Annotated in this window: 27 protein-coding genes; 11 read left to right on the forward strand and 16 right to left on the reverse strand. The window is 34.6% G+C overall.

Going from position 1 to position 26,679, the window contains the following annotated elements:
- Positions 1-108 precede the first annotated feature (108 nt).
- The 10 genes from GFU89_RS21635 to GFU89_RS21680 all read right to left on the reverse strand — a co-directional run bounded on the left by GFU89_RS21635 (position 109) and on the right by GFU89_RS21680 (position 9,095).
- Positions 109-933 (reverse strand): hypothetical protein, encoded by an 825-nt coding sequence (locus tag GFU89_RS21635; RefSeq protein ID WP_318849097.1) that lies wholly within the window; start codon positions 931-933, stop codon positions 109-111.
- Positions 933-1,445 carry a hypothetical protein gene (locus tag GFU89_RS21640; protein WP_318849098.1) on the reverse strand — a complete coding sequence of 171 codons (513 nt, stop codon included), beginning with the start codon at positions 1,443-1,445 and terminating at the stop codon, positions 933-935. Before GFU89_RS21640 ends, GFU89_RS21635 begins: the two co-directional genes overlap by 1 nt.
- 121 nt (positions 1,446-1,566) lie before the next feature.
- Complete coding sequence (locus GFU89_RS21645) at positions 1,567-2,628, reverse strand: carboxymuconolactone decarboxylase family protein (RefSeq protein WP_318849099.1); 1,062 nt, start codon at positions 2,626-2,628, stop codon at positions 1,567-1,569.
- A gap of 9 nt (positions 2,629-2,637) precedes the next feature.
- Positions 2,638-3,147 (reverse strand): cupin domain-containing protein, encoded by a 510-nt coding sequence (locus GFU89_RS21650; RefSeq protein ID WP_318849100.1) that lies wholly within the window; start codon positions 3,145-3,147, stop codon positions 2,638-2,640.
- Between the two features lie 152 nt (positions 3,148-3,299).
- Entirely contained in the window at positions 3,300-4,049 is a 750-nt protein-coding gene (locus tag GFU89_RS21655) for an SDR family NAD(P)-dependent oxidoreductase (RefSeq protein ID WP_318849101.1), read from the reverse strand.
- Positions 4,050-4,086: 37 nt separating this feature from the next.
- Positions 4,087-5,148 carry an NAD(P)-dependent alcohol dehydrogenase gene (locus GFU89_RS21660; RefSeq protein WP_318849102.1) on the reverse strand — a complete coding sequence of 354 codons (1,062 nt, stop codon included), beginning with the start codon at positions 5,146-5,148 and terminating at the stop codon, positions 4,087-4,089.
- Between the two features lie 130 nt (positions 5,149-5,278).
- On the reverse strand, positions 5,279-6,238 hold the full coding sequence (locus GFU89_RS21665) for an alpha/beta hydrolase (RefSeq protein WP_318849103.1): 960 nt from the start codon (positions 6,236-6,238) through the stop codon (positions 5,279-5,281).
- Positions 6,239-6,372: 134 nt separating this feature from the next.
- Positions 6,373-7,569 carry an MFS transporter gene (locus tag GFU89_RS21670; protein ID WP_318849104.1) on the reverse strand — a complete coding sequence of 399 codons (1,197 nt, stop codon included), beginning with the start codon at positions 7,567-7,569 and terminating at the stop codon, positions 6,373-6,375.
- An 82-nt stretch (positions 7,570-7,651) separates the two neighbouring features.
- Positions 7,652-8,530 carry a helix-turn-helix transcriptional regulator gene (locus GFU89_RS21675; RefSeq protein WP_318849105.1) on the reverse strand — a complete coding sequence of 293 codons (879 nt, stop codon included), beginning with the start codon at positions 8,528-8,530 and terminating at the stop codon, positions 7,652-7,654.
- 127 nt (positions 8,531-8,657) lie between these two features.
- Entirely contained in the window at positions 8,658-9,095 is a 438-nt protein-coding gene (locus tag GFU89_RS21680; protein WP_318849106.1) for a nuclear transport factor 2 family protein, read from the reverse strand.
- 127 nt (positions 9,096-9,222) lie between these two features.
- On the opposite strand from GFU89_RS21680, the gene GFU89_RS21685 reads away from it, so the two are divergent.
- Entirely contained in the window at positions 9,223-9,621 is a 399-nt protein-coding gene (locus tag GFU89_RS21685; protein ID WP_318849107.1) for a helix-turn-helix domain-containing protein, read from the forward strand.
- 43 nt (positions 9,622-9,664) lie between these two features.
- Here GFU89_RS21685 and GFU89_RS21690 read toward each other — a convergent pair whose 3' ends face one another.
- Entirely contained in the window at positions 9,665-10,243 is a 579-nt protein-coding gene (locus GFU89_RS21690) for a Crp/Fnr family transcriptional regulator (RefSeq protein WP_318849108.1), read from the reverse strand.
- A gap of 588 nt (positions 10,244-10,831) precedes the next feature.
- Between GFU89_RS21690 and GFU89_RS21695 the strand changes: the two genes are divergently transcribed.
- The 7 genes from GFU89_RS21695 (at position 10,832) to GFU89_RS21725 (ending at position 17,636) form a co-directional block, all read left to right on the forward strand.
- Positions 10,832-11,407, forward strand: a complete 576-nt coding sequence (locus tag GFU89_RS21695; protein ID WP_318849109.1) for an isochorismatase family protein — start codon at positions 10,832-10,834, stop codon at positions 11,405-11,407.
- A 78-nt stretch (positions 11,408-11,485) separates the two neighbouring features.
- A complete protein-coding gene (locus GFU89_RS21700; protein WP_318849110.1) occupies positions 11,486-12,214 on the forward strand; it encodes a pirin family protein in 729 nt (242 codons plus the stop codon).
- Positions 12,215-12,272: 58 nt separating this feature from the next.
- The gene (locus GFU89_RS21705) at positions 12,273-12,713 is read left to right on the forward strand and encodes a hypothetical protein (protein ID WP_318849111.1); all 441 of its coding nucleotides are present in this window, start codon (positions 12,273-12,275) and stop codon (positions 12,711-12,713) included.
- Positions 12,714-13,669: 956 nt separating this feature from the next.
- Positions 13,670-14,353 carry a helix-turn-helix domain-containing protein gene (locus tag GFU89_RS21710; RefSeq protein ID WP_318849112.1) on the forward strand — a complete coding sequence of 228 codons (684 nt, stop codon included), beginning with the start codon at positions 13,670-13,672 and terminating at the stop codon, positions 14,351-14,353.
- Positions 14,354-14,442: 89 nt separating this feature from the next.
- The gene (locus GFU89_RS21715) at positions 14,443-14,982 is read left to right on the forward strand and encodes a DUF3575 domain-containing protein (protein ID WP_318849113.1); all 540 of its coding nucleotides are present in this window, start codon (positions 14,443-14,445) and stop codon (positions 14,980-14,982) included.
- Positions 14,983-15,307: 325 nt separating this feature from the next.
- Positions 15,308-16,432, forward strand: a complete 1,125-nt coding sequence (locus tag GFU89_RS21720) for a helix-turn-helix transcriptional regulator (RefSeq protein ID WP_318849114.1) — start codon at positions 15,308-15,310, stop codon at positions 16,430-16,432.
- Positions 16,433-16,589: 157 nt separating this feature from the next.
- Positions 16,590-17,636 (forward strand): serine hydrolase domain-containing protein, encoded by a 1,047-nt coding sequence (locus tag GFU89_RS21725; RefSeq protein ID WP_318849115.1) that lies wholly within the window; start codon positions 16,590-16,592, stop codon positions 17,634-17,636.
- A 207-nt stretch (positions 17,637-17,843) separates the two neighbouring features.
- Here GFU89_RS21725 and GFU89_RS21730 read toward each other — a convergent pair whose 3' ends face one another.
- The 3 genes from GFU89_RS21730 to GFU89_RS21740 all read right to left on the reverse strand — a co-directional run bounded on the left by GFU89_RS21730 (position 17,844) and on the right by GFU89_RS21740 (position 22,694).
- Positions 17,844-18,362 (reverse strand): DUF2911 domain-containing protein, encoded by a 519-nt coding sequence (locus GFU89_RS21730; RefSeq protein ID WP_318849116.1) that lies wholly within the window; start codon positions 18,360-18,362, stop codon positions 17,844-17,846.
- Positions 18,363-18,397: 35 nt separating this feature from the next.
- Entirely contained in the window at positions 18,398-20,089 is a 1,692-nt protein-coding gene (locus GFU89_RS21735; RefSeq protein WP_318849117.1) for a sodium:solute symporter, read from the reverse strand.
- Positions 20,090-20,189: 100 nt separating this feature from the next.
- Positions 20,190-22,694, reverse strand: a complete 2,505-nt coding sequence (locus tag GFU89_RS21740) for a PIG-L family deacetylase (protein ID WP_318849118.1) — start codon at positions 22,692-22,694, stop codon at positions 20,190-20,192.
- Positions 22,695-22,906: 212 nt separating this feature from the next.
- Between GFU89_RS21740 and GFU89_RS21745 the strand changes: the two genes are divergently transcribed.
- Positions 22,907-23,764: a LysR family transcriptional regulator gene (locus tag GFU89_RS21745; protein WP_318849119.1), complete on the forward strand. Its 858-nt coding sequence runs from the start codon at positions 22,907-22,909 to the stop codon at positions 23,762-23,764.
- Here the strand turns inward: GFU89_RS21745 and GFU89_RS23375 are convergent.
- Positions 23,756-24,727 (reverse strand): GNAT family N-acetyltransferase, encoded by a 972-nt coding sequence (locus GFU89_RS23375; protein ID WP_413228616.1) that lies wholly within the window; start codon positions 24,725-24,727, stop codon positions 23,756-23,758. The genes GFU89_RS21745 and GFU89_RS23375 overlap by 9 nt on opposite strands.
- Positions 24,728-25,293: 566 nt before the next feature.
- Positions 25,294-25,839 carry a hypothetical protein gene (locus GFU89_RS21760; RefSeq protein WP_318849120.1) on the reverse strand — a complete coding sequence of 182 codons (546 nt, stop codon included), beginning with the start codon at positions 25,837-25,839 and terminating at the stop codon, positions 25,294-25,296.
- A gap of 90 nt (positions 25,840-25,929) precedes the next feature.
- Here GFU89_RS21760 and GFU89_RS21765 point away from each other — a divergent pair, with 90 nt between their 5' ends.
- Positions 25,930-26,163, forward strand: coding sequence for a helix-turn-helix domain-containing protein (locus tag GFU89_RS21765; RefSeq protein ID WP_047486272.1), 234 nt, complete (start codon positions 25,930-25,932; stop codon positions 26,161-26,163).
- 160 nt (positions 26,164-26,323) lie between these two features.
- Entirely contained in the window at positions 26,324-26,611 is a 288-nt protein-coding gene (locus GFU89_RS21770; protein WP_318849121.1) for a hypothetical protein, read from the forward strand.
- Positions 26,612-26,679: the final 68 nt, after the last annotated feature.

The raw sequence follows: 26,679 nt of genomic DNA on the forward strand, positions 1-26,679 counted from the left end.
GTCCCGACCAGACACTTAGAAACGTTATAGAGAGTTACCCCTCTCCGTTGCGGGTATAAAGTTGAAATACAACAATCTTCAATTATAAGAAAATAATAAGGTGATTATTTAATTACCATTAATCAATAACAATTTCCATTCTTTTGGAAACTTTTTTTCTTTAATAATCTCATTAAATCTATTTTGCGGAAATGAATAAGGATTCTGAAAGTAAAAAACAGCATAGAACAGGTTATAATTTGGATGATTTGAATAACCATGGACATCTTCATATATTTCTCCAATAGTATTTATAAGCCTTGTTTCATCCTTTGCAAATTTATATTCTATGCAGGTTTTTAATGACGGAATTAGAATATCTGGTTTATAACATTTTGCTATTTTACTAAAAGGTTCATGTATATTTGAAACATCATTAAAGACACTGTACAATATTGTTCTAATACTTCTATTAATACTTGTTTCATTATCAATTACAATATTGAAATTCTTAAGTAAATACTCTGTATTATTCAAAATATTCTCAAGATAATCTATTGATAATACATCTTTTTCATTCAAAATATCAAATGGTTCTAAAATAGTAGGTAATAAATATAATTTTGGTGAGTAATAAAAATATTCACCATAATCATCATCAAACTCATAAAATAATAATTTATAATATTTTATGAAAATTTCGTCGTAAGATGCCTTAAAAATATTTAATATTTGACTAGAATTATTTTGCTCTAAAAATTCTACAATTATGAAATATAATTTTTTAAAAATATCAGAAAATTTATTTTGCTCATTTTCAATTCGCTCATGTATGTATAACTCTTCGCCTTGTTCACAAGAACATAAACTTTTCTCCAATTTGTCCAATTTCGTTATTGTATACATTAAAAGCTTGTAATATTCTTTTATTTTTATTTTCAGACTGTTAGACATTAGATAAATATTTGGTGGTTTAAAATTTCTGTTTTCCAGTTATGGGCATCAAGAATTAAATTTTCAACTTTCTGCAAAATATCTTTGTTTAGTACTTTTCCTAATGAATAATTCCAAATACCTATTTCATTAAAATGTTTATAATCCTCATTTATAATATTGTCTCCAAAATAACCATATAAATGGAAAAGTTCTTTTAATCTTGAATAATCTGATGTAGAGCTTAATTGAGCTATGGCAAACATTCTACTAAGATTATATCGATATATTTTTTCATTTTCAGCATATATCAACCAATATCCTTTATCACTAACATATCCTAAAATTTTTTCTCCGTTAAAACTATAACCGTTAATATCGTGAGTAAATGGAGAGCTGACATTTAATTGGTTGAAAATAGATTTTGTTATTCTCTTTCCATCAATAGTAATCACATTGATTTTTATAGTTTTTTCCATTATGAAAAAATCTTTCATTTTTATTATTTTTTCAAATATATCAATAAAATCCATTCTTATTTTTATTAAAATTGAATCTAAACAGAACCGTAAAATTTATATATTTGCAACTAGAATTTTATCGAAAAATATAAAGCGTTAGCTATTATTTGAGTATGATTTCAGAAATTAAATTTTAATTTATTTTTCCAAAAATCGTTGACATCGTCTCTTTGTCAAGACTTTCCATATCTATTAATCTTAGGGATTTTACCATTTTTAAAGTTGACGACTTGTACTTCAAAAAATGGGGTGTCTGCAAATGAAACTGATACGCCTCTTTGTCAGCATAGATTTCTACAATCCTTACCTGAGCTGGATTTTCCTTTTGATACATTGGGAAAATAGCAACTACACCTTTCTCTGATTTTACTGAAGTAGAAGCTTCTTCTTTCAGAATAGAATTATATTCTTTCAAAAATTCAGGAACAATTTCAATCTCGGAAATACGAACCATCATATCATTTTCGATAATCTGAACAAGTGGTTCTCCGATAATTTTCCGAACCGTATTTGCCTGAGTTTTACTGACAGATTCCTGTATCAAATCAGCCAATTGTCCTAACTGATTTTCAGTAATTCCGGTATTCTTCCCGATATTGATATGTGATTGCAACTGTCCTTCTACTCCATCCAAGGAAGCCAAAGCAGAAATCGTTACCAATTCTCTTTGCTGATAAGTTAAAACATCACTCACAAAAATATCAGCAAATAAATGTTCTTTCAGAAAAGCATCAATTCTTGGAGCAAATTCTCCAAAAACTGGTGCTGGCTTTGATTGTGGAGTTTTTGTGAGTTCTTCAAGTGTTTTTCTGCCTTGTTCGTATCTATCGGCTACATTATTTTCAATGATGATTTTCTTTCCTTCAATATCATTAATACCTTTTGATTTTCTTTCGTCTAAAACCGTTTTAAAAGTATTAATCGCATTCAGACTTCTCGGAAAGCCACAATATGCATACAATTGAACCAACGCTTCTTTAATTTCATTAATCATTAAACCTGAATCTAAACCGGCATTCAGTTGAACTTTCAAAATTTCAAGATTTCCAGTTGCTGTAAGTGAAGAAATCTTTACCAGACTTTGTTCTTTAGCATTCAGATTTTGATTGGTTTTATTTTCCTGTGCATTCATTTTTGTAATACTTAAGGTGAGAACAAAAAGAATGATCCATGGTAGAAACTTATTTTTGCTCATTATAAAACATTATTTTTTGTTGGCTTGGGCAAATTCTTCATCAGAGACAGCTTCCAGCCAAGTATTCTGATTGGTTTGCGGATTACCATTCGTTGCTAAATGCGAGAACCAGCTTTCGGCAGTTGCACCGTGCCAATGCTCAACATTCGGAGCAATTTCCACAATATCACCAGCTTTTAAACGTCGTGCGGATTTTCCTCTTTCCTGATATAAACCTTCGCCACCTACAACAATCAAAAGCTGTCCGCCAGTGTGACTGTGCCAATTGTTGCGACAACCCGGTTCAAATGTAACATTGGAAACAGGAACATTTAAATCTTTATTGTTTGTAAGAGGCGCCAGATAGGATTTGCCGATAAAATATTGTGCAAAAGCAGTGTTTTCTTCACCTGTCGGAAAATCACTTATTGTAGGAATGTTTGTACTCATTTTGTTAGATTTTATTTTGTTTGAATTTACTTTATTTTGTGCGATTACAGTTGGACTGAGCGCTAAAAGAATGATGGTTAAATATTTCATTATTTCGAATAGAATTTACTCAAAATCAGCCGTATGACAAAGTTCCGACAATACAATCATTTTTAGTTATATTGATTACGGAATTGCTTACCATTTTTACTGATTTGAGTGGATAAACAGATAAGGGCTTGCCGAAACAAACCCTTCTAATTTTATGTAATGCTGATTCCGCCATCAACAGATATCGGCTGACCGATAATATAGCTGGAAGCCGGACTGAACAACCAAAGCACTGTTTCTGCCACTTCACTTGCTTTGCCTAATCTTTTAATGGGCGCCCAATCTTTAGAAGCACTTTCGTCAAGGTCGCCCAACGCAAACATTTCTTCGACCATTGGCGTTTCAATTGTTCCGGGACAAACCGCGTTGATTCTGATTCCTTCCGGTGCATATTCTACGGCTGCACTTTTCGTCAATCCCAAAACACCGTGTTTTGTGGCATGATAAGCCGCTCTTCCCGCTCCTGCAACCAATCCGCCGATAGAAGAATTATTGACAATCGCACCACTTCCCTGTTTCTGCATTTGCAAAAGCTCATATTTCATCGTTAGAAAAGTACCTTTTAGATTAATGCTCATTACTCTGTCATATTCATCTTCTGGTAAGTCTGCAAGTTTAGAAGGACGCGGCTGAATTCCTGCATTATTGAATGCAGCATCCAGTCTTCCGTATTTTTCTACCACAAAATTAATGGCAAATTCTACATCTTTGGCGGATGAAACATCACATTTCACCGCGGAAGCTTCGCCTCCAAAAGCTTTTATTTTTTCGACTGTTTTTTGTGCCGCATCTTCATTAATATCTGCAACCACTACTTTTGCACCTCTTTCAGCTGCCATAACAGCAACTGCTTGTCCCATTCCGATTGCGCCACCAGTTATGAATATTACTTGGTTTTCCATTTTATTTTTGATTTTGTAATTTATATTTCATTTAAAATTAGAAAGTTGTCGCATCAATCACATATCGGTAACGTGCTTCTTTATTCACAACTTTGTTCCATGCATCGTTGATTTCACTGGCTTTAATAACTTGTATCTGAGGATAGATTTTGTTTTCTGCACAGTAATCCATTACTTCTTGCGTTTCCGGAATGCCACCAATCAGAGAACCGTTAAAGTTGACACGATTGAAAATCATATTAAAATTATTAATCGTTAATTCTCCGTTTATCGGTTGTCCGACCTGTGTAAAATAGCCGTATTTTTTCACACAATCGATGTAAGGCGACATATCATAAGCATACGGAACCGTGGAAATCATAAAATCTAACTTGCCTTTGTAAGGCTGTAAATCCGCCGCCGATTTCACAACAATCACTTCTTTCGCACCAAAACTTTTGATGTCGTTTACTTTTGAAGGTGAAGTGGTAAAAGCGTACACTTCAGCACCTTTTGAAACCGCCAATTTCACAGCAAGATGTCCCAAACCACCAATGCCAATTACACCAATTCTGTCGCCTTTTTTGAAATTGATTTTCATCATTGGCGAATACGTTGTGATCCCTGCGCAAAGCAATGGTGCAGCATATTTCAGATCCATACTTTCTGGAATTTTAATAGCAAAATGTTCTGTTACAACAATGTTGTTGGCATATCCACCTTGCGTAATTCCGGAAGGCGATGTTTTATCCGGTGCGCCGTACGTTCCTACCATTCCTGTGGTTTCACAATGGTGTTCTTCGCCGTTTTTACAGCTGTCACATTTCATACAGCTATCGACCATACAGCCAACGCCTGCTTTGTCACCGACTTTAAATTTGGTTACGTTTTTCCCGACAGCCGTCACAATTCCTGCAATTTCATGACCCGGAACTTGCGGATAGGCTTGTTTTCCCCAATGACCTTTAATCGTATGAATATCCGAATGGCAGATTCCTGAATATTTGATTTCTATTAAAATATCATTGTCACCAACAGACCTGCGTTCAAAATTCCAACTTTCAAGTTTTCCGTTTTCGTCTTTTCCTGCGTAGCCTCTGGATTTTATATTTTTACTCATCCTTTTTGATGGATTATTTTGTGCTAAAATGTCGAGCGGATTTATCAGCATCAAACCTGCACTTGCTAACGCTGTCTGCTGAATAAATTTTCTTCTTGAATTCTAATTGTTATTTTCTTCCATTTAAACATTATTTTAAATTGATTTTGAAGAAATTATCCAACTTATCAAAAGGAATCACATCCACTTTGTCATATAAATCCACGTGAACTGCATTGGGGATAATCATTAGTTCTTTTGGTTCCGTAGCCATTTTATAAATATCTTCAGAAAAATATTTTGAGTGTGCGTTTTCACCTGCAATCAGCAACATTGGTCTTGGTGAAATCTCCTTAATATAGCTTAACAACGGCATATTCATAAAGGAAATAGCGCTTGTTAATCTCCACCCTTTTGTTGAATTTACCGAACGCTCGTGAAACCCTCTTGGCGTTTTGTAATAATCATAATATTCTTTTACAAACTGAGGTTCATCGCCGCTTAATTTTTCAGGTAAATGACTTTTCGGATATTCAGGTTCGCCAGTTTCTGCATCTTTCCATCTTTGTTGGTTCAGATCTTCAAGCGTTTTTGTTCTTTGTTCTAGTGTGACAATGTCGTTATATCCTTTTGAAATCACTCTCGTCATATCGTACATACTTGTAGTCGCAACGGCTTTTATTCGTTTGTCTATCGCAGTAGCATTCAGCGCCATTCCTCCAAACCCACAAATGCCGATGATTCCGATTTTATTTCGGTCGACATTATTTTGAAGCCCTAAGAAATCAACTGCCGCACTGAAATCTTCGGTATTGATATCTGGTGAAGCTATATTTCTTGGTTCACCACTACTTTCACCTGTGTAAGAAGGGTCAAAAGCGATAACAGCAAAACCTCTCTCTGCCATTTGATTGGCATACAAACCGGAAGATTGTTCTTTCACTGCACCAAACGGTCCGCTGATCGCCAACGCTGCCAATTTTTCATTTCCTGCATTTTTTGGAAGGTATAAATCTCCGGAAAGTGTTATTCCGTAACGGTTTTTGAAGGTAACGGCTTTTCGGGTTACTTTATCGCTTAGCTGGAAAGTATAATGTTCTGTTGTATTCATTTTTTTTGAGTTTGATTTTTTATTTTGTGCAAATGATTTTCCGACGATTGCCAAGAAAAGCACGGTGAATAGAATTGTTTTTTTCATTTTAATATTTGTTTTAATTACTTAATCTGTTATTTGTAGGGTAAAATTTATGATGTTGCTGACTTTAGTTTTAATTCAGTTTGTTTATCGAGAATTTCTCGAACAACCATCGTTAAAACTGCCAATATCCCAAATCCGGCTCCCACCCACGGAATAGAAGAAATTCCCAGGTTTGCAATAAACCATCCGCCAACAATTGTTCCTGTTGAAACACCCAGATTTCCAAAGGAAGACTGCAAACTATTAGCGAATTCTGGAGCTTCTGGTGCAGCATCAATCATATAAGAAATGGCAGTTAAGAAAGCCGGACCGTACATAATTCCCCAAATTGCAACCACAAAAAGTTGTACATAAAAATTCTCCCCTGAAAACTGCAAAATCACAGGTAATACTATGGTTCCTAATAAGAAAAATGCGGTTGTTCGGACAATATTCTTTGACAGTAATTTTCCTGATAACCAATTGGCAATTACTCCAGCTATACCGAAAAGCAAAAGCATATAACTTACTTGTTGACCATTCATCATTTTTACTTTTCCTAAATAGTCGGCGAAATAGCTATACGTTGAGAACCAAGCCGAAATCAACAGTACATTGAATACAATACTGATAATAAACTTTGGCTTTTTTAAAATTAGTAACTGGCTTCCATAGGATAGTTTCTCTTTTACAGGCATTGATGGAATGAAGGTAAAAATGCCTGCTAAAGCAATGAGTGAAATAATTCCCTGAATAACAAAACTTATTTGCCATCCGTAAAGACTCGACACATAAGTGCTCAATGGAATAACGGTTACCTGCGCTAAAGCAATTCCGCCAATTACAATTCCCATCAATTTATGCTGTTCTTGTTTTGATGAAGAATGGATAACAGTTCCAACTGCCGCCGAAAAAAAGACAGGTTGCAAAATTGCAGGAAAGATTCGCAACACAACCAAAAGCCAAAAAGGCGGTGCAAATGCTGAAATAATATTGGATATTAGAAAAAGAGAAATGGCCCAAAGCATCATCTTTTTTCTATCAATACCAGATGTTAGAAGAACCAGAAAAGGTCCGATAAGGAAGATTGTTAAGGCAAACGCACTGAGTAATAAACCAGCGGTGTCAATTCCGATCTTGTAATGTGAGGCCACTTGTGGTAAAATACCAATGATCCCAAACTCGGTACTTATGATACTGACCGCACCCAGACAACCTGCGTAAGCTATTTTTTTAATCCCAATCCCGCTATTTTTACTTTCCATATAACTTCTCATTATGATAGAGCAAAGTTACTTTCGGATTGCTTTCAGAGGATAACGATTATCAAACCAAAAATTAAGAAATTCAAACTTCAGTCAAACGAAATGCTTTTGGATTGGTTCCGGTCTGTTTTTTAAAGGAATTATTAAAATACGTTGGATAATCGAATCCCAATGCGAAAGCTATTTCTGACACATTCCAATCCGTATGTTGCAGCAATGCTTTTGCTTCTGTGAGAATGCGTTCCGTGATATGTGCCGTTGTGGATTTTCCGGTAACCTCTTTTACGGCACGATTGAGATAATTGACATGAACATTCAGGTTTTTTGCAAAATCCTGAGCTGATTTCAATTGCAGAGATTGGGCTGTAGTTTCAACAGGAAATTGTCTTTCCAACAGTTCCAGAAAAACGGATGATAATCTTGATGCCGCATTCTTATTCTGTTCAAAATCTTCTGCAGGTTCCAGTTTTAAAGATTCATGGATAATCAGGCTTATATAATTGCGTATCAGCTCGTCCTTGTATACATAATCACTTTCCTGCTCTGCAATCATCTTCTGAAAAATGGTATTGAGAAAGAGTCTCTGCTCTTCAGTAATTTTCAGAACGGGAGTTCCCCCGATTTTAAAGAAAGAAGACTGTTGTAAACTTTCGGAGCGTTCAGAATTTTTAAAAAATTCCTCAGAAAAAAGAATGGTATAGCCTTTATAAGTTGTTGAAATGGTTTCCCATGAATACGGAATATGTGGATTTCCGAAAAAAAGCACTGTTCCTTCCTGCTCAAAACTTTTATCAGAATAATGAATCTTACTTTTCCCAGTCGTAAGGCAGATTTTATAGAATTCTTTTCTGCTATAGACACGGGTTTCGCTTCCGTCCTGCTCAATCTGGAATGCACGGAAACCTTTTAGTTTTAATTCAGTATTAAACTCCGAAACAACTCTTTCTACCTTTTCTTTCATTTTTCAAAGTTAAGAAAATCAAACTAATCAGTTTTAAAATAATTACAGAAGTAAAACGCCAATAGAATTCTCTGTCGAAACAAAAAATTCTATCGCTTGAAAAGACTTAATACTTTACAATTTCGTATTATGAAATAGTTCTCGATTCGATCATTACGAAATACCCGGTTCTTTCTTTAATCAGCCATTTCTCATTTTGGAAAACATATATGTCTTCATATTTCACGCTATAATCTGTTAAAACATCCTTACCTTCATTTTCCCGAGTCATTTTAATCTGAGAAAATGAAATTCCCGTTGCCGTTTCGCCATCAATTTTTGTAGAATGCTGACCGTTTAATGTGAAATAGGTTTTTACTTGTGAAGCGTGCAGATTAAAATCACTCTCCATACTTTCTCTACCCGAAATGTTTGCAACCAACACCCCATTCATATAAACTTTATAAATAACGTCCGGAGTAAATAAATCCATAACTTCTGAGATTTTCCACTCATCACCCAGATAAGCATAATTGTCAATTAAGTCTCTTAAATCCTGCTTGGTTTTTAAAACTTCTAATGTCATAATTTTGTTGTTTACAATTAAATTTTAAAATTACTTTCTGTAATTATTCTTGGACAAAATTATACTATATTTGGTTACATTTTATTAGCTGTTACCTAAAGGTTACCAACTAACAATTACAACAATAATGAAAAAACTAACAGAAAATCAAACAGATAACAAGGCATTCACGGAAGAATGCCATACCGTTTTAACAGCAGTTTCGGATGCTTTATATGTTATCGGCGGAAAATGGAAGTTAATGATAATTATCGCAATGGCGCGAGGAAACAAGCGATTTACAGAAATTCAGAAGCAAGTCATCGGAATCTCGGCACGTGTACTTTCCAGCGAATTGAAAGACCTGGAACTGAATGGATTTATTGTCAAAAAAATTGAAAACGGTTATCCTGTAACGATTGAATATGAACTCCTGCCCTACAGCCAGACTTTAGAAGAATTGGTTGGCGCAATGACACGATGGGGAATTCAGCATCGGGAGAAGGTGAAAGCTGAAATGGGTTCGGAAAAATCGAAAGAGAAATAATCCAATTATTAAAATTTGCCACAATCAATGGGACAGAACTCAATTATCGAAGACTCTGCTTTCTGATTCTGCTGAGCGTTTCACGGGAAATTCCTAAATAAGAAGCAATCTGATGCAAAGGAAATCTCTGAATCATATCGGGATGAAGCTGAACAAAACTTTCATACCGTTCCAAAGCATTGAGGCTTATCGCATCATCCATACGTTTTTGGGAAGCAATATGGTTATTTTCGCTCATTTTCCAGAACATATCTCTCACTGACGGAATCTCCAGAAAAGCATCAAGATTAGGTCTTGGTAAAATCAATAATTCAGTGTTTTCCCAAGCTTCGATATAATATTTGGAAGGTGTCAGATTCATAAAACTTTGTCGGTCAACAATCCACCAGTTCTCTACCGCCAATTGCAGAATGTACTCAATCCCGTGACTGTCTACGCTAAATTGTCTCGTTGCACCTTTTAGGATAAAACCTGTATATTGACAAACATTTCCTTCTTCAAGAAAATATTGTTTTTTTCTTAATTTTTTGGGCAACAACAGCGACTGGATATTTTCTTTTTCCTCTGAGGAAAGACTTGAATTGCTGTAGCGCTCAATATAATCAAAAAGTGGTTCGTGCATTTTAGTTTCTTGGGGCGATTAAGAAAATCATTATTTACCAAATTTAAAAAATTTCGTTTTATTGTCATCAATTATATTTAATCTGAAAATACAAAAACTAAAAAATCACCCTATTCGATTTTCAGGGCGATTTTTATTCAGAATTAAATTTCTAATCTAAATATGATTAATTTTTAGAAATAAACACCAATTTCGGAAAAGTTTTTTTGTTTTTCCGATAGTTTCCCGGATTTAATGCTTTAATACCTGCCATAATAATATGTTTTAAAATTGTTTGTCATTATTCACGGTAGAAAGTTGCAGCTTGGAACAAAGCAACAGTTAGGCAGCATTTCTCAAAGAGTTGGCAATTTTTATTTAAAATGATTTTTCTATTCTTTTTTTTTAAAACTAACTTCCAATAGCATACAACCCCATTAAATATTTAAAAATCAAAACTTTAATAAAACCCATTGACATTTGTCACAGGTTTTTTGTATCAAATATCATCGTTTTCAGGAATCAACTCAGCCTAATTTTGTCCTGTACAATAAGCACTTATGCTGCTGAAGTACAGAATAAAATTATATTAATTTAAATACATTTACTATGCACACAAAAGCATTCAACCCAGAAAACGCAGCGATACTTCTTATCGATCATCAAGTAGGAACAATGGCGTGGACACATTCTCACGACATTAATTTGGTAAAGCAAAATGCCATTAAACTGGCAAAAATTGCAAAAGCCTTAAATCTTCCTGTCATTTTGACATCAAGTATGGAAGACCACGCTCAGGGGCCTTTGATTCCTGAATTACAGGAAATATTACCTGAAGCGTATGACGCCCGAATCAAACGTCCGGGAATAGTAAATGCAATGCATCACGAAGGTTTCAATGAAGCTGTAAAGGCCCTAGGTAGAAAAAAACTTTTCGTGGCAGGTGTTACGACAGAAATTTGTGTGACTTTCCCAGTTCTACAGATGTTGGATGAAGGTTATGAAGTACAGGTTTCTGCAGATGCATCGGCTTCTTACACCCAATATGGAGATAATTTAGCTTTGGAAAGAATGAGACAGGCGGGAGCAATTATCACTACTGTTGACCAGATTATTTCGGAGCTGGCAATTGATTGGACAAGCCCGAACGGAGGAAAACTAATTGGAATTTTAAACTATCAATAAAATTTGATTTACAAAAGGAAACATCGTTTCAAAATATAAAAGCGGTGTTTCTTTGTTTTTAAAATTAAAACTTATCTTATGAAAATCATTAGAGCTTCAGAAAAACATACACACGGCAACCAGACATTTCACGTTGAAATATTGTATCCGGGAACCAATCTCGGAAAAAACGATACTGGATTTTTAACCATTGGAAGAATTGATCATGCTTTATTTAAACCTCCCGGTTTAGTTCCAATGCATCCACATCAGAATGATGAGATCTTTTCTTATATCCGTTCCGGCAAGATGGTTCATCTTGACAGCACAGATAAAAAAGAACATCTGAACAATTCTTATATGATGCTCATGAATGCCGGAAGTGGAGTGTCACACGAAGAAAGTGCCGAAGAAGATGTTGAAATGCTTCAAATCTTTATGCGACCTTCTGAAAATGATTTACCACCGCAAGTTCAATTTCATCAATTTGAAAGTATTTTCAGTGAAAACATCTGGAGACTGGTTGCCGGAAACAGAGCTGATTCTTCTTTGAAATTAAGAGTGGAAACTAATATTTTTGACATCAGGCTGCAAAAGGATAAAATAGTGGAAGTTCCTGAAGGGAATGAGAAAGTCATCAATTTTATTTATTGCTTTAACGGCGAAATTAAAATCGGAAATGAAATCATTGCAAAAGGAGACAGTGTAATTCTGGAAGAAAATTTGTTTCTTGAAGCCATTAAAGAAAGTGACTTGGTTTTATTTCAGATAAAAAAAGAAGCCAAATACAGTAATACGGGGATGTTCAGCGGAAATAAATTGAATTAGTCAATACTTAATCTGACAGTTATAATCACCTTAAATCTATTAATTAAAAATTCTAATTATGAGGTTAATTTATATCTTACTTGCAATTACTCTCGTTAGTTGTAAAAATGAGAAACAAGATAATTATTACAAATCTATCTCTAAAGATAAAAAAGATACAGCTGTACTAAATGTAAATATTGAAAAAAGTTCTTTTTACGGAAAATATCAAGTTAAACATCACGATAACACCAAAGATAGTGGCACTATAACTGGATCAATATTTGGAGATACGTTAAAAGGTCGATATACTTATATATCAAGGCATAATATAAAGACTGTCGACCCTATAGCATTTTTAGTGGTTGGAAAAGATTTGAAATTAGGAAACGGAGATCCTGCCTCCTACATGTCAATACCTTATTACATGGATGGAACAATTTATTTCAATGATTCTCTTCTACTGTTCAAACCTATTAAACTAAAAGAATTTAATGATTTGATCAAAAGTATATATTAAAAGAAAAGTAATCAGGAATTCACTAAAATAAATTTTGTAAAAGAAATTCATTAAGATTAGAAATAAAAAAAGACAATAGTAAATAAGTGTTTTTAACCCCTTATTACTAGGTTTCACTTAAAGAAAAAAATGAAAGAGAATATATAACTACAAGAAGTTAAATACTAGATTGGAGATAGCTAATTCTTTTTTAATTTGGCTCAAACGAACTAAATCATCTATAAAAGTGTTTGACGATACGCTCGTATTGGTCACCAAAAGCCAAACGGCGCCACTTTAATAAAGATGGCGTCTTTCTTTTGATTCACCAGAACTGTTCTCTACATTTAATTTTTATAAAATTAATAAATCATTTCAGTTGAGCTCATTCTCAACCCCTTAAAAAAGTTATCAGCATTCATAATTTTTTTTTTTCAATTCGTACGAAAAAGCTATATTTAACCATGGTATGCCAACAAAATCTTTAAAACAACTTTTATAAAAAATTGATTTATACAACACTTTTAAATATTGCTATTTTTCAGGGAATAGTCTTAGGCGTAGTCATTTTAAAGTCCTCTCTATTCAATAGTAATTCAAATAAATATTTAGCCTGCTTACTATTTACATTGTCCATTGTTTTACTGAATTATGTTTTTGAAATTGAAGGTGCATTTAAGTCCTATCCTTTGCTATGTTTTCTGGACTATATTGAGTGGATATTTTTACTACCCGTTTTCATCTTCCTTTTTATAATAAACCGAATTGATGATACTGTAAAGAACAGACAAAAAACTTATTTGTATTACATTCCGTTTGCCTACTCCTCTACTTTTACTATTATATACCATCTTAATGATATTCTAGGAATTTATAAAATTGCAGATTCAGGCTTTTTCATAATGAATATACTTAGAGTAATTCAGCTTTTATTTGCCTTTATCATCATCCTGTTTCCACCTTTTTACTCTTATTTTATGATAAGGCACTTAAAAGACCCACAAGAGAAAAAATGGGTACTTACCTTATTAACTACTCTCTATTTATTATTATCTACCTGGCTCATAACGTATATGACTGGCTTCTTTTTTGGAATAGACATTTCCTCTACCATGAGTGGGCTAGCTTTATCAGCAACATTTATCATGCACTGGACAGCCTATATAGGCATTTATAAATACAAACTTGCCAAAAACAAAGATGCTGTCTACCATTTTCTAAACAACGATCTGGTTATTATACATCCCGATCTGCAAGTTGCAGAAAACAATATAAAGCAAGAACATAACACTGCAGAAGAATCCAGAGAATCTATAACGGCTGACAATCTTTATTTTCAAAAACTGGAACTTCTTTGTAAAGACGAGCACATTTATACCGACAGTACTTTAAACAGAGAAAAAGTAGCTGAAAAACTAGGGATAAGCCCTGGATATGTTTCACAAATTGTAAACACAGTAACAGGAGATAACTTTGCCCATTATATCAATCAATATCGGGTGGAAGCCGTGAAGGAAATGATATCAAATCCAGAATATGAAAACTATAATCTGCTGACAATGGGATTGGAAGCCGGCTTTACTTCAAAAACAACTTTCTTTAAAGCATTTAAAAAAGTTACCGGTCAGACACCTAATGAATATAAAAATACCATCAAATAAGTACCATTTTGTACATTTTTAAGCTTTTGAAACCCGTTCTAATTTTTATTATTTGTGTTTTGCATCGAAATAATTCAAATAACTTTTTTATGAAAAAAAAACTTTTACAGCTCATTATTTTGTTTGCTTTTTACTCTGTCAATGCTCAAAGTGAAGCTGATGCAAATCCTTATCAGAAAAACAATGAAATCAAATTCAATTTACTCGCGCCCTTATCCGGTGCCTTGGAAGTTGGTTATGAACGGTTTCTCAACAAAAATTCATCATTAGGAATTTCTGCATTCAAGGTATATGAGCATTCAACAAATGATGATATGAATTACTATATCTCCCCCTACTACAGGTATTATTTTGGAAAAAAATATGCATCCGGTTTCTTTGTCGAAGGGTTTGGAATGCTTACTTCAATTGATGGAAAAAAAATATATGCCGCAGACAACGTGACTTTCACCGAAAGTAAAGATGTTTATGATCTTGCATTAGGTGCGGGTCTTGGATGGAAACTGATTACAAAGAAAGGATTTGTTTTTGAAGCCAATACAGCCTACGGAAGACTTATTTTCAATGCAAATAAAACAGATCACGATCAGGTTCTAAAGCTGGGACTGAGTATTGGTTACCGATTTTAAAATCAAACACGTCTAAGTATCACGAGACTTTTATTTTCCACAAAGATCCTATTACCTTGATACAAATTAAATCATATTATTCGTAAAATATTCGTGCGAGGGTAAAGCAATTGAACCAAATCATCGATAAAAGTCTTTGAAGATACGCTCATCTTGGTCACCACAACCAAATGGCGCCAAATCAATATCGTTGGCGCCTTTTTTATCTAATGAGAATACTTGTTTTTAGGTGATGAAAACATAATCAAAATACAATACTTGAGAAATGATGATGGACAATCATTTCTTTTTGTTACTTATATCCTATTTTTACAAAAAAGATTAAATGGACAAATTAAGTTTTCTTGAAGTTATTGCTGCGATTGCCGTTTTTGTATCGCTGCTGCTTTCCGTATTTTTATTAACGGTAAAAACAGAAAGAAAACTAGAAAACAGATTATTTGCAGCGTTCCTTATCATTAATGCCATTGACATCAGCGGAATTTTCATGCACCTTTTTATTGATAGTTATAATCTGAAAACCTTCAAAATATCTGCTTACTTATTGGTAATGCCTCTTTTCTATCTGTACGTTAATGCAGTTTGCTACACTGATTTCACTTTAAAAAGAAAGCATTTACTGCATCTAATCCCTTTCATCGTTGCCAATTTAATTTTAGTTCCAAGACTTTATCTTGCAGTAGGTTCTGCTAAAGAAGAGTTTTTTAAAGGGATGTGGCACTCTCCTGAAATGTTTTTTTATCAACTTATCGGAGAACTGCAGTATTTCTTTTATATCGTCGGTGTATTTCTTGTCCTTAAAAAATACAAGAAGATTTATCTTGAAAATTATACTAATCCAAACACCTTATTATATAAATGGCTGTTTCAGTTTACAATGATTTTACTCTTCATCCATATATGTATTATTTTTAAAAACACCATACGATATACAACATATAATGATCTATTTATTTGGATACATATTGTGGCAGGAACTTCCTTCTTATTGGCTGCCTGCTGGTTTATATTAAAGGCATTAAATTATCCTGAGCTTTTCCGAAGAATTGATTCTACCTTACAACCGACAAATAATTTTGCGGAAACCCTGGAAGCAGAAAATAAAACCGACGAAACAAAAAGTTTTCAGATCGAACAGCTTAAAAAATTCATGGTTGAAAAAGAACCCTTCTTAGAGCCTTCATTAACGATTCAGGAACTGGCAAATCAGGTGAACATTCCTGTTCGTGAGCTGTCTGTTTTAATTAACCATCATATCAATCAGCATTTTTTTGATTTTGTGAATGAATACCGTGTTAAAAAAGCAATGACCATTCTGAAAGATCCCATGAAAAAAGAATATACGGTGTTAGAAATTTTATATGAAGTGGGTTTCAATTCAAAATCTTCTTTTCATACCTCTTTTAAAAAATATACAAACCAAACCCCAACAGCATACAGAAACAATTGACAATTAAACGATTGTAAATACTCGAACTTTGGATTGCAGATAATCGGACTCATTTTATTCATTAAAATGAGTCCTACTTTTTTATACGGACTTTTTTCATGATTCTCTACAGCACATTTGCATCAGATTATAAATGTTAAATTAAAACTTAGAAAATATGAAATATTTAACCCCTATTTTATTTTTTGCCTTATTGGGCTGTAAAAGTAATTTACTTATTAATAAGCGGAATGTTCAAAATGCGATTACAAAAAATGCTCTTCAATTATTAAAGGATAAAAGATTTCATTCTGTTTCCATTGCAGTGCTTAAAGATGGAAAATCCACAATAAAACATTTTGGAGAATTAACTATTGGAAAAGGAAACAAACCCAACAATTCTACACTTTATGAATTGGCTTCTGTAACCAAAACCTTTACAGGTTACATGGCTGCTAAAGCCGTACTTGATAAAAAAATAAATTTAAATGATGACATTAGAATCTATCTTAACGAGCCTTATCCCAATTTAGAATTTAAAGATGAACCTATAAGAATCAAGCACCTCATCACCCATACCAGTGGATTTCCTAATTTCCCCATAAAAAGTGAAAATAAAGAGGCTTTTTTTGAGGGATTAAAACTAATCAAAATTGAAACGAAACCCGGAGAAACATATTCCTATTCTAACACAGCTCCAGAGTTAACAGCTTATATACTTGAAAAAGTGTATCAAAAATCTTTTGAGGAATTAGTAATTGAATTTGTTTTGAAACCAAATAAAATGAGCCAAACTAAGTTTACACTCAATGAAAATGATAGAGGAAGATTGGTAAAAGGTTATAATGATAAAAATGAGATAATGCCTAACTTCAATAGAACTCTATGGGGTGGAATTTCAGGATTGCACTCTACGACTACAGATCTGGTGAAATATATGAAATTGCAACTCGACAAGTCAAATCTTATTGTCAATGAATCTCATAAAAAATTGTATAAAGAAAGTTCTGATTTTTGGGAAGGCTATCATTGGTATATCATAGAAAATGGTAATGAATTAATTTACAGACATCACGGAGGTATCTATGGAATGCAAAATTGGTTTACGATCTATCCCAAACAAAATATAGGGATAGCCATATTGACAAACAGCAGCTTTAATGAAACAGGAGAAATTTTAGAAAAAGTAGTTGATAACTTGTATGACGATATAAGGGTAAAATAAACAGCACATAACAGTATTTTCGATGTAAAAGATGAAAATGAACGTTACAATTCTTGTTTAATTGGGCTCAAACGAACTAAATCATCAATAAAAGTGTCTGAAGACAATCCGCATTGTCACTTTTCCCACCCATAAAAACCTATTTATCAAAATTGTAAACAAAAAAAAATCCCGGATTAACGGGATTTTAATTTCTTGTATTTACATTTATTTTACTTCTACAGGAACTGAGATTTTATCCCAATCCATTGTGAATCCATTATTGTTTATTTTATACACTAAAGCTTCCTGTGTTGCTGGTAAAGCCTTTGTTTTTACATCAACACGCAAAGCATCTTTGGATTCTTCATATTTATAAGCACCCCATTGTTTTGGCTCTTTGTTAAAAATTGCAGTCCAGGTTCCGGATTCTTTAGGGATTAAGAAGAAGCTGTATTTACCTGCAGGAAGTTTTTTACCCTGAACGGTAACGTCTTTATCCGTTTCGAAAGTAGTTGCTTCATTAGCACCTGCACGCCACACTTTATTATAAGCTTCTAAACCACCCCAGATTGTACGCCCTTTAACAGAAGGACTGCTATAGGCTATGGTAATGTTTGCATCTTTAATTTTTCCCGTAGCAGTAGCCGGAGGGCTGGCAGGTTTTTTAGTATCCTGTGCAAACGTATTCACTGAAAGTGCCATTACAGCAAAAAGTACAGTAGCAGATTTAATAATCGTTTTCATAATATTTTTATTTGTTTGTTTTTGTTATTATTTGTTTACGAATTTACTGTTTTCTGCTTATAAAACAGCAACCCGATTGCAGAAAATATAATGACCGCTGCAGCCCCAATCACATTAAGCCAAAGGAAAGAAACGATATCGAACTGATACACGGCAATAACCGTAATTTCTGATAAAATTGCAGCAATAAATACGTTTGAACCTGTGATTTTTTTATAGTAAAATGCAACCAGAAAAATCCCCAATATCGGGCCGTAGAAAAGAGAACCTAATACATTAACCGCTTCAATAAGGGAACCCATCTGCGTGGCAAACATGGCTACACCAATTGAGAAAATTCCCCATGCTAAAGTGTGCAGACGACTATACCTCAATTCGGTTGCATCATCAGGCATTTCTTTTTTGAATATCAAATGTACATCCTTCAATGAGCAGGCGGCAAGAGAATTCAGTGCTGCCGAAATGGAACCCCAGCTGGCCAGAAAAATGACGGCAAACAGTAAACCGATCATTCCTACAGGCAAGGTATTTTTTACAAAATACAGGAAAATGTAATTCGTATCCGTTTTCTCCGCATTATAGTTTGAATGATTGATCGCTTCTTCTACCCTGCCGTGAAGTGCTTTCACCTGGGTTTGTGTATTTTTAAAATCCCGAATTGTTTTATTAAGTTGGGGAGAATGAGTTTCTTTCAGCTTTAGAATTTCTTTCGATTCTGCATTAAATTTTAGTTGCAAATCCTGATGCTCTTTTTCAAAAACGGCAGCCTGTTCTGGTTTTGTTTCCTTTAAATATTGATAAGAGCGTTCGTTAAAATAAATCGGAGCCGGTTTCAGAGAAAAGAATGCGAAAAGCAAAGCACCAATCAGGAGAATAGCAAACTGCATCGGAATTTTAACCAATCCGTTCAACAGCAAGCCCATTTTTGCGTTGGTATTGTCTTTCGCAGTAATATACCTCCCCACCTGACTCTGGTCTGTCCCAAAGTAAGAAAGTGCCAGAAAAAAACCACCGATTAAGCCGCTCCAGATATTGTATTTATCTTTCCAATCAAATTCTGTGGTGATTACATTGAGCTTTCCGGATTTTCCCGCCAGATAAAGCGCATCCTTAAAACCAATTCCGTTCGGCATATTCTGAATGAGCAGAAAACCTGCAAAAGCCATTGTTCCCAGAATAATGAGAAACTGTAATTTTTGGGTGTGAGCGATTGCTTTGGCACCACCAACATAGGTATAAATCAACAGAATTCCCCCTGTTAAAACATTGGTTAAATAAATATTCCAGTTTAAAACGCTTGATAAAATGATACTTGGAGCGTAAATACTGATTCCCGTTGATAAGCCTCTGGAAAAAAGAAAAAGCAGTGAAGTAAGTACTCTTGTTTTTTTATCAAAACGGTTTTCTAAATATTCATAAGCCGTATAAACATTCAAGCGCTGAAAAATCGGGATGAAAGTAATACAGATCACAATCATCGCCAAAGGCAGCCCAAAATAATACTGAACGAAACGCATCCCGTCTGTATATGCCTGGCCCGGCGCTGAAAGAAATGTAATAGCACTGGCCTGCGTCGCCATAATACCAATAAGCACAATGTACCAGGGCATTTTGTTATCTGCTTTCAGGTAGGATTCATTGCTTTTTTGGCCACGGCCGATGAATACGCCATACACCACCACTACAACGAGTGTAAAAATAAGAACTGTCCAATCTATAGTACTCATGCCCAGAATTTAGTAAACCAATAATAAAATGCGATCTGCAATACTAATGCAGCTGCTAATAGTATATACCAGGTATTCCAATTTTTAAGTTTCTTATTCATCAGTTTTTCTGTGCAGATAAAAAGTTTAAAAACAGACGTGCTGCACCCACATTTCCAGCAGGTAACTGTCTAAAAAATGCTAACGGTGTATAAATAAAATTCCCCTTCCCGTATTTTGCATATAAAGTTGATCCCTGAAGAGGCTCTTCATTGGTATCATGCATTTCAAAAAGCGGTTCATATGCAGCATCCCATTGAGCAGGGAAATAGGCGCCACGCTCCTGTACCCAGCCTTTAAAATCATCCGCAGTAATTTTGTTTGGGAAGTTCAGTAATTTATGATTTGGATTTAAAAACGTAACCTCAGCATTTTCTTCGGTAACACGCTTATTGGCAATACTGAAATTGTACATTCCCAATTTGTCAACGGTAGTATCCTGGTTGGTGTTATACTGCATCACCAGATTACCTCCGGCTTTTGCATAAGACCATAAAAACGGCATCCAGCGACCCAGCTTTTTTTCCGTGTTATTGGCACGAATACCCAATACGATGGCATCATATTGAGACAGCTTGTTTTGACTACCATTTCCGCCGGATTCATCTGTGCTGCCATAAAAATCTTCGTCTTTCAGGACATCTACCTGAACACCTGCAATGCGCAGAAAATCAGGAATAAAATCTCCGGCACCTTCTATATAACCCACTTTCCTAACTTTCGTCTGAATATCACCTTTCATTACGGTTACAGCAGCAGGTGCAAAATATTGTAAGGAAGGCAAATGCGGGTACTGAATTAATATTTGTTTTTTATTATAAGTGACTCCATCTGCCACAAAATTGGCATCCAATTGCAAACGAGATGAGTTTATTGAGGCTAATTTATTTTTTGGAATAACGTAATCAACAGTAAAATCTTTCCCATTGATTGATTTTAAATCACCGCCGCCTAATTGCACTCCGTTATACATCAGGTTTACTTTACCATTGTTGAACTGTTTGGTGGAATTAACCTTAACATTTAAGCTCAAATGTAAATCTTCGTTTTCTTTGACCAGATAAAGGGGTTGTGTAAATTTCAGTTCCAATGCAGGAACAATACGCAAGGCTTCTACCACATCACCACGTACCGGATCTAATTTCTTGAAAGATAAAGGAAGTTTAACCTGAAACTTTTCCGAACCGATTTTTAAACCAAGTAAAACATTGAGTGGGGATTCTGCCTCAGGCAAACCGACTAAAGTATCATTAGGCACTGAAAAAGTGGCTGCGTCTTTGGCTGGCTTTGCCAACCAGTAAGGTTCTGTGAGTGCTGCATCTGCAGGAATCTGAATATCATGCTGAATGGTAATTAAAGAATCTTTTGATAGTGCTCTGTTAAAGCTTTCAGATTGGCTTAACCATTTTACATTTTCCAGAACGACAGGATTTGTAGCTCTTGAAATCAGATTTAACCTGAAATTGTGTTTATCCCCAGCAACAGCTTCAGCCTGATTGGTAACTACCTCGCCCATAAACCCGGCACAGCTTAAAATAATATTGTCAAGGGATTTAATTTTATCTTTTTTCAGGTCTGAATCATTGAGCGTCATGACCTTTTTTCGCAACGCAAGCAACGCAGGCAAGCTCTGGTCCGGATTATTGAAATTGAAATCGGAAATAATTTTATCCAATGACTGGTCAATATCAGCATTTCCTTGTAAAGTCCAGGTTTTAGTTACTCCGTCAAAAAGGGTTGTTTTTGCAGGATCGCCAATAACGTGTGAAAAATATTCGGTTCTGATCCCGGCTACAGACTGTGTTCCTGCCCCCTGGCTTTTATGTAAACTTCTGCTTAATCCTGCCAGTTCACCATAACCCATTCCCAGTTGTGCATCATATTGCCCAACGGTAACTTTGAGTTGATTTTCAGCTGTCGTATTGACCCCGCCAAATCGGAAGGTATTCCACAATACGCGTTTTGGCTGCCATACATTGACATATTTCAGTTGATCCGGGAAAGCATTTTTATCACCTGCCAGCTTAAAAGCTTTTTCTGCAACTACAGCCGAAGTCGCATGCTGCCCGTGACCTGCTGCTGCAGTAGGAGGAAAACGACAAATGATCACATCCGGACGGAATTGGCGGATAACCCAAACCACATCCGCTGTAATGCTGTCAGCATCCCATTGTTTAAAAGTATCAGTCGTATTTTTAGAAAACCCGAAATCAATCGCTCGGGTAAAAAACTGTTGGGCACCGTCTAACTTTCTAGCCTCCAAAAGCTCATGCGTTCTGATTAATCCCAATGCAGCACCTTGCTCTGTACCTAATAAATTCTGACCGCCATCTCCTCTGGTTAAAGACAAATACCCCGTTTCTACATTCTGATCGTTGATTAACCAGGAAAGTAATCCTGTATTTTCATCATCGGGGTGAGCCGCAAGGTATAAAACTTTAGGAAGGTGTTTAAGGGTTTTGATTTCACGGTAAATTTCAGATGATTTTGAAGGCCGAACCTGCTGGGCCGAACAAAAAACCGTATAAAAGCTAAGGACACATACAGTAATTACTCTTTTGAACATATGAATTTGCTTTGCGGGGTAAATATAAGTAAATCGTTTCTCTTTCAACTTTAAAAGAAAAAGCAACACTCTTTTTGCTATGTCAACTTCGATTGTTTTTAATGCCTAAAGTTAAATGGCAAGAAGTCTTATCAATAAGAAAATTTTTGCTTGACTGGTTTTTAATTCAATTTACTTGTTAAATTTACCCAACTAATGATTAATTTGCATTAATGAACATACAACAGCTTAAATATTTTCTGGCATTGGCAAAAGAGCTTCATTTCTGGAATACTTCCGCAAAAATGAATATCACACAATCTGCTCTGAGCCGACATATTCAGTCTTTAGAGAGTGAACTGGGTGTTCAGTTGTTTTACCGCGATAAGCGAAATGTGAAACTTACTCCTGCAGGAAAGTTTTTGCAGGAAAAATGGGGTGAAGAACTGAGCCAGATGGAATCTTTTCATCAGTTGGCCAGACAGATTCATCTGGGAGAATCCGGAACGATAAGAATTGCGCATCCCGACTCTATTTCTTCTTCGGTGCTGCCTGATTTTATAAAAAAAGTTTCCGTAGCTTTTCCCAATCTTAATCTGGAATTGTTTCAGCTGACAAATGACATCCAGGAAGATTATCTTAAAAATTACAAGATAGATCTGGCGTTTTCACGGGATATTAATACGTATTCAGCTATTAATGAAAAGAAATTATGCCATGAAAATCTATCTTTGGTTGTTCCCGAAAATCATCATTTTAAAACCCTTGCTGATATTTCTGAAGAAACATTGAAAGAGCAAAAATTCCTTCTGACAACAGGAGATGACGGCAGCAGCTATGATGTACTGGTTCAGGAAGTGATCGATTTTTATAAAATCAATCTTGGATCCTATATTCGATGTGAGTTTGGATCAACCATTATCTCATTGATTAAAAATGGATTAGGCATTTCAATCCTGCCGCATTCTTACCATCTTCACCAAAATACCGGAATCCGATTTATACCGCTTCCTTTTGTTACCGATTTGTATATTCAATGGCGAAAAGACGACCCTAATCCAATTCTAAAAAACATTCTGGAATTAGTGTAAAACCATTTCTATGTGTGGAATTCCGTCTTCATCATAAGACTCTCCTACTTCTTTGAAGCCAAGAGAATTGTAAAATTTCAACAGGTATAATTGCGCACTGATTCGAATGGTTGATTCCTTAAGAATATCTTTACAGCCTTTGATAGAATGTTCCATCAGCTGTTTTCCCAGTCCCAATCCTCTATACTCCGAACCGATCACAACACGGCCAATTGAAGCGTCTTCATACGTTAAACCGGGAGGTACAATTCTGGTATATCCTGCCAGATTTCCATCTACCAAACACATCAAATGATGGCATTTTAAATCTTTATCATCGATATCCTGATACACACAGTTTTGCTCTATAATAAATATTTCGCTTCTTAATTTTAATATTTTGTAGAGTTCAATAGTGGATAATTCTTCGAATGATTTTATAAAAAATTCAATTTTCATTGGGTCGGTTTTCAAATTCAGTTTCATCATAATATCGGTCTGCTCTTCATTTCCAAGTCTGAAAATATGTTTGTCAAATTCTTTAAATCCATTTTTCTCATAAAATCCAATCGCCCGTACATTGTTTTCCCAAACGCCCAACCAAACATAATCTACATTTTTTTCCTTAGCAATAGCTATCGCTTTGTCATAAAGGGCCTGCCCCACTTTCTTTCCGTGAAAATCTTTAGAAACATATATCCTTTCAATTTCAAGTGTATTATCACCTTTACTTTCTGTTTGTGAAGATCCGGTGTTGAGCTTTAAGTATCCGATAACCTTATCATCTACCCTCGCCAGGTAGAATTCGGAGTTTTTATCGTTCACCTCAGCACTAAGCTTTTCTATGGCAAAACTTGTTTCAAGATATTGCGTCATACTTTCTTCTGTATTATTCTCAGCGAATGTTTCAGAGAACGTTTTTTTGCCAATCTCCTGTAATACTGCTATTTCGTTTTCCTTAATTTTTGTTATGCTAATTTCCATTTCTTTATACATTCCATTCGTAATTCAACCCATCCTTATTTTCTTTTGCCCCAAGATGATGATAGAATCTTTGTCCAGCATCGTTCCAAGGCGCAACTCAACTTAATCAATTTATAGCAGCAAAATTAGCGAGTTGAATAATGCGAAAAAATGCTATTTTTTGATTATTTGATTTGATTTTCGCATTAAAGAATATCCGATTGATTGAAGTTATATGGCAATAAAAATTTAAACTATTCTCAGCTGTTTTTGATTGATTACAAAGATGAAACGCAAAGTTTCATTACTAATTCCGTTTTATTTTAAGGAGGTAAAGCGAGGCGACTTTGTCGCTGATGAAGTGATATCCTTATCCATACACTTCGACGAATCAACAGTTTCAAAAATGATTGAATATATTTGAACCATTAAGATTTTTTAAGCCGTTAAGAATATAGCTAAAGCTATTGATAAAGCTGTCTTCTTCATTCATCAAAGATGAATCTTAACTTATCTTATCCTCTTCATTTTTCTTAATGGTTTAAATGCTACAAGTAATGCTATTTCCTCTGTTTTGCATTTGCCCCCTATTCTAAAGTAGTGTCAGCCAACTTCTTTTCTCTCTTTCTTTGAAGAATAAGGTGTGCGGCATCCAGCATTTTAACCGTATGAATGTAAGGCATCACGATATTCCTTTCCGGTAGATTTTCATAGACACCCATTGAAAAATAGACAATTCCGGACATAAAGTAATCAAATTCTTTGAGAGTGTATTCTCTGAATGCTGTTTTGAAAACCAGCAGAGGATTCCGGTATTCCTTCTCCGAAAGCAAGCCAAGAACCAATGGAGAAATCTTCTCCGGCTGAGTATCAACCGTCCATTTTCTTTCCTTCAGCATCATGAGATATCCTGCCCGGATCAACGACCTCATCGACTGGTAAAACTCAAAGATCACCGCCGGATCTTCATTGATCCAGCTATTTCGCTTTACCGCATAATTCATAATGTTGCTTAGCCTTTCTTTGGAAACATCCAGCTCATTGAACTGAAAGAAAGTTTCCATCAGCTGTAACCCGGAGTTCTTCTTTTCTGCCCGAAATTGAGGATCAAAATTTGTTCTGCTTTTTTTCATGTGTTGTATTTTTTTATAAATGTAAGAAAAGAAATTCAATTACGGTCGATCGACCGTAATTTTTTACTATTTAATTATTTCATTTGCTCTATGACAGATATAAACGAAAAAATTTGTTTATACATTACAAAAAAATGGTTGATACCTTGGCTTCAAGAAGGCAAGTCACAAAATTCTTTTGCTAAAAATCATGGTGTAGAAGAAAGCACTATTAGAAAAATTAAAAGTGAAGAAACTTACAGAATACCCGTTGAAACACTTTTTAAAATATGTGAAGCAAGAAAAATTAGTTTATCTGATTTCTTTAAACTTATAAATGAATAAATCCTGACGAAAGTTGGGATTTTTTTTGTGATTAAATTTTGGAGAAATTCAGTAGAAATACTGAATTAAAATTTGGAAGTGCTTTTTATTTTTATTGTTTACGGAAAGCCGTAATTATCTTATATGTTGCATTATTAAATTTGTTAAAAAGTATGATCTTATGAACTATCAAAAATCTCAAATGGTCTATTCAGACTATAAGTGGTCTGCAAGGGCTGATCATGATAATCCAAAATTTATAGCGGCTCAAGATGCTGCTATGCTAAATAGAGAGGAAGGTTATGAAATGTTATATTTTATAAACAGCTTGGCTTTAACCTGGAATTGGAATGATAATCTAGTCTCTCGTCAGAAATTAGAACGTATAATCAGAGTTGAAGTACCTACTGATATTCGAACGCATATAGGAATTAAAAACTGGATAGAACAAAATTATAAGGAAATTTAGTAATATTCAGTTTAAGCATGCGATTAAGAGCATTTCTACTTATTAAAACTTAATTTTAATAAATAACC

Source organism: Chryseobacterium sp. JV558, assembly GCF_033712365.1.
In the GTDB taxonomy this organism is placed as follows: domain Bacteria; phylum Bacteroidota; class Bacteroidia; order Flavobacteriales; family Weeksellaceae; genus Chryseobacterium.

Coding starts and splice junctions, on each gene's coding strand:
- GFU89_RS21770 (WP_318849121.1), top strand. CDS start 26,324: ATGAACTATCAAAAATCTCAAATGGTCTATTCAGACTATAAGTGGTCT.
- GFU89_RS21760 (WP_318849120.1), bottom strand. CDS start 25,839: ATGAAAAAAAGCAGAACAAATTTTGATCCTCAATTTCGGGCAGAAAAG.
- GFU89_RS21705 (WP_318849111.1), top strand. CDS start 12,273: ATGAGGTTAATTTATATCTTACTTGCAATTACTCTCGTTAGTTGTAAA.
- GFU89_RS21745 (WP_318849119.1), top strand. CDS start 22,907: ATGAACATACAACAGCTTAAATATTTTCTGGCATTGGCAAAAGAGCTT.
- GFU89_RS21700 (WP_318849110.1), top strand. CDS start 11,486: ATGAAAATCATTAGAGCTTCAGAAAAACATACACACGGCAACCAGACA.
- GFU89_RS21765 (WP_047486272.1), top strand. CDS start 25,930: ATGACAGATATAAACGAAAAAATTTGTTTATACATTACAAAAAAATGG.
- GFU89_RS21660 (WP_318849102.1), bottom strand. CDS start 5,148: ATGAGTAAAAATATAAAATCCAGAGGCTACGCAGGAAAAGACGAAAAC.
- GFU89_RS21640 (WP_318849098.1), bottom strand. CDS start 1,445: ATGGATTTTATTGATATATTTGAAAAAATAATAAAAATGAAAGATTTT.
- GFU89_RS21735 (WP_318849117.1), bottom strand. CDS start 20,089: ATGAGTACTATAGATTGGACAGTTCTTATTTTTACACTCGTTGTAGTG.
- GFU89_RS21655 (WP_318849101.1), bottom strand. CDS start 4,049: ATGGAAAACCAAGTAATATTCATAACTGGTGGCGCAATCGGAATGGGA.
- GFU89_RS21675 (WP_318849105.1), bottom strand. CDS start 8,530: ATGAAAGAAAAGGTAGAAAGAGTTGTTTCGGAGTTTAATACTGAATTA.
- GFU89_RS21680 (WP_318849106.1), bottom strand. CDS start 9,095: ATGACATTAGAAGTTTTAAAAACCAAGCAGGATTTAAGAGACTTAATT.
- GFU89_RS21645 (WP_318849099.1), bottom strand. CDS start 2,628: ATGAGCAAAAATAAGTTTCTACCATGGATCATTCTTTTTGTTCTCACC.
- GFU89_RS23375 (WP_413228616.1), bottom strand. CDS start 24,727: ATGGAAATTAGCATAACAAAAATTAAGGAAAACGAAATAGCAGTATTA.
- GFU89_RS21690 (WP_318849108.1), bottom strand. CDS start 10,243: ATGCACGAACCACTTTTTGATTATATTGAGCGCTACAGCAATTCAAGT.
- GFU89_RS21695 (WP_318849109.1), top strand. CDS start 10,832: ATGCACACAAAAGCATTCAACCCAGAAAACGCAGCGATACTTCTTATC.
- GFU89_RS21710 (WP_318849112.1), top strand. CDS start 13,670: ATGATAAGGCACTTAAAAGACCCACAAGAGAAAAAATGGGTACTTACC.
- GFU89_RS21720 (WP_318849114.1), top strand. CDS start 15,308: ATGGACAAATTAAGTTTTCTTGAAGTTATTGCTGCGATTGCCGTTTTT.
- GFU89_RS21730 (WP_318849116.1), bottom strand. CDS start 18,362: ATGAAAACGATTATTAAATCTGCTACTGTACTTTTTGCTGTAATGGCA.
- GFU89_RS21670 (WP_318849104.1), bottom strand. CDS start 7,569: ATGGAAAGTAAAAATAGCGGGATTGGGATTAAAAAAATAGCTTACGCA.
- GFU89_RS21740 (WP_318849118.1), bottom strand. CDS start 22,694: ATGTTCAAAAGAGTAATTACTGTATGTGTCCTTAGCTTTTATACGGTT.
- GFU89_RS21725 (WP_318849115.1), top strand. CDS start 16,590: ATGAAATATTTAACCCCTATTTTATTTTTTGCCTTATTGGGCTGTAAA.
- GFU89_RS21650 (WP_318849100.1), bottom strand. CDS start 3,147: ATGAAATATTTAACCATCATTCTTTTAGCGCTCAGTCCAACTGTAATC.
- GFU89_RS21685 (WP_318849107.1), top strand. CDS start 9,223: ATGAAAAAACTAACAGAAAATCAAACAGATAACAAGGCATTCACGGAA.
- GFU89_RS21635 (WP_318849097.1), bottom strand. CDS start 933: ATGTCTAACAGTCTGAAAATAAAAATAAAAGAATATTACAAGCTTTTA.
- GFU89_RS21715 (WP_318849113.1), top strand. CDS start 14,443: ATGAAAAAAAAACTTTTACAGCTCATTATTTTGTTTGCTTTTTACTCT.
- GFU89_RS21665 (WP_318849103.1), bottom strand. CDS start 6,238: ATGAATACAACAGAACATTATACTTTCCAGCTAAGCGATAAAGTAACC.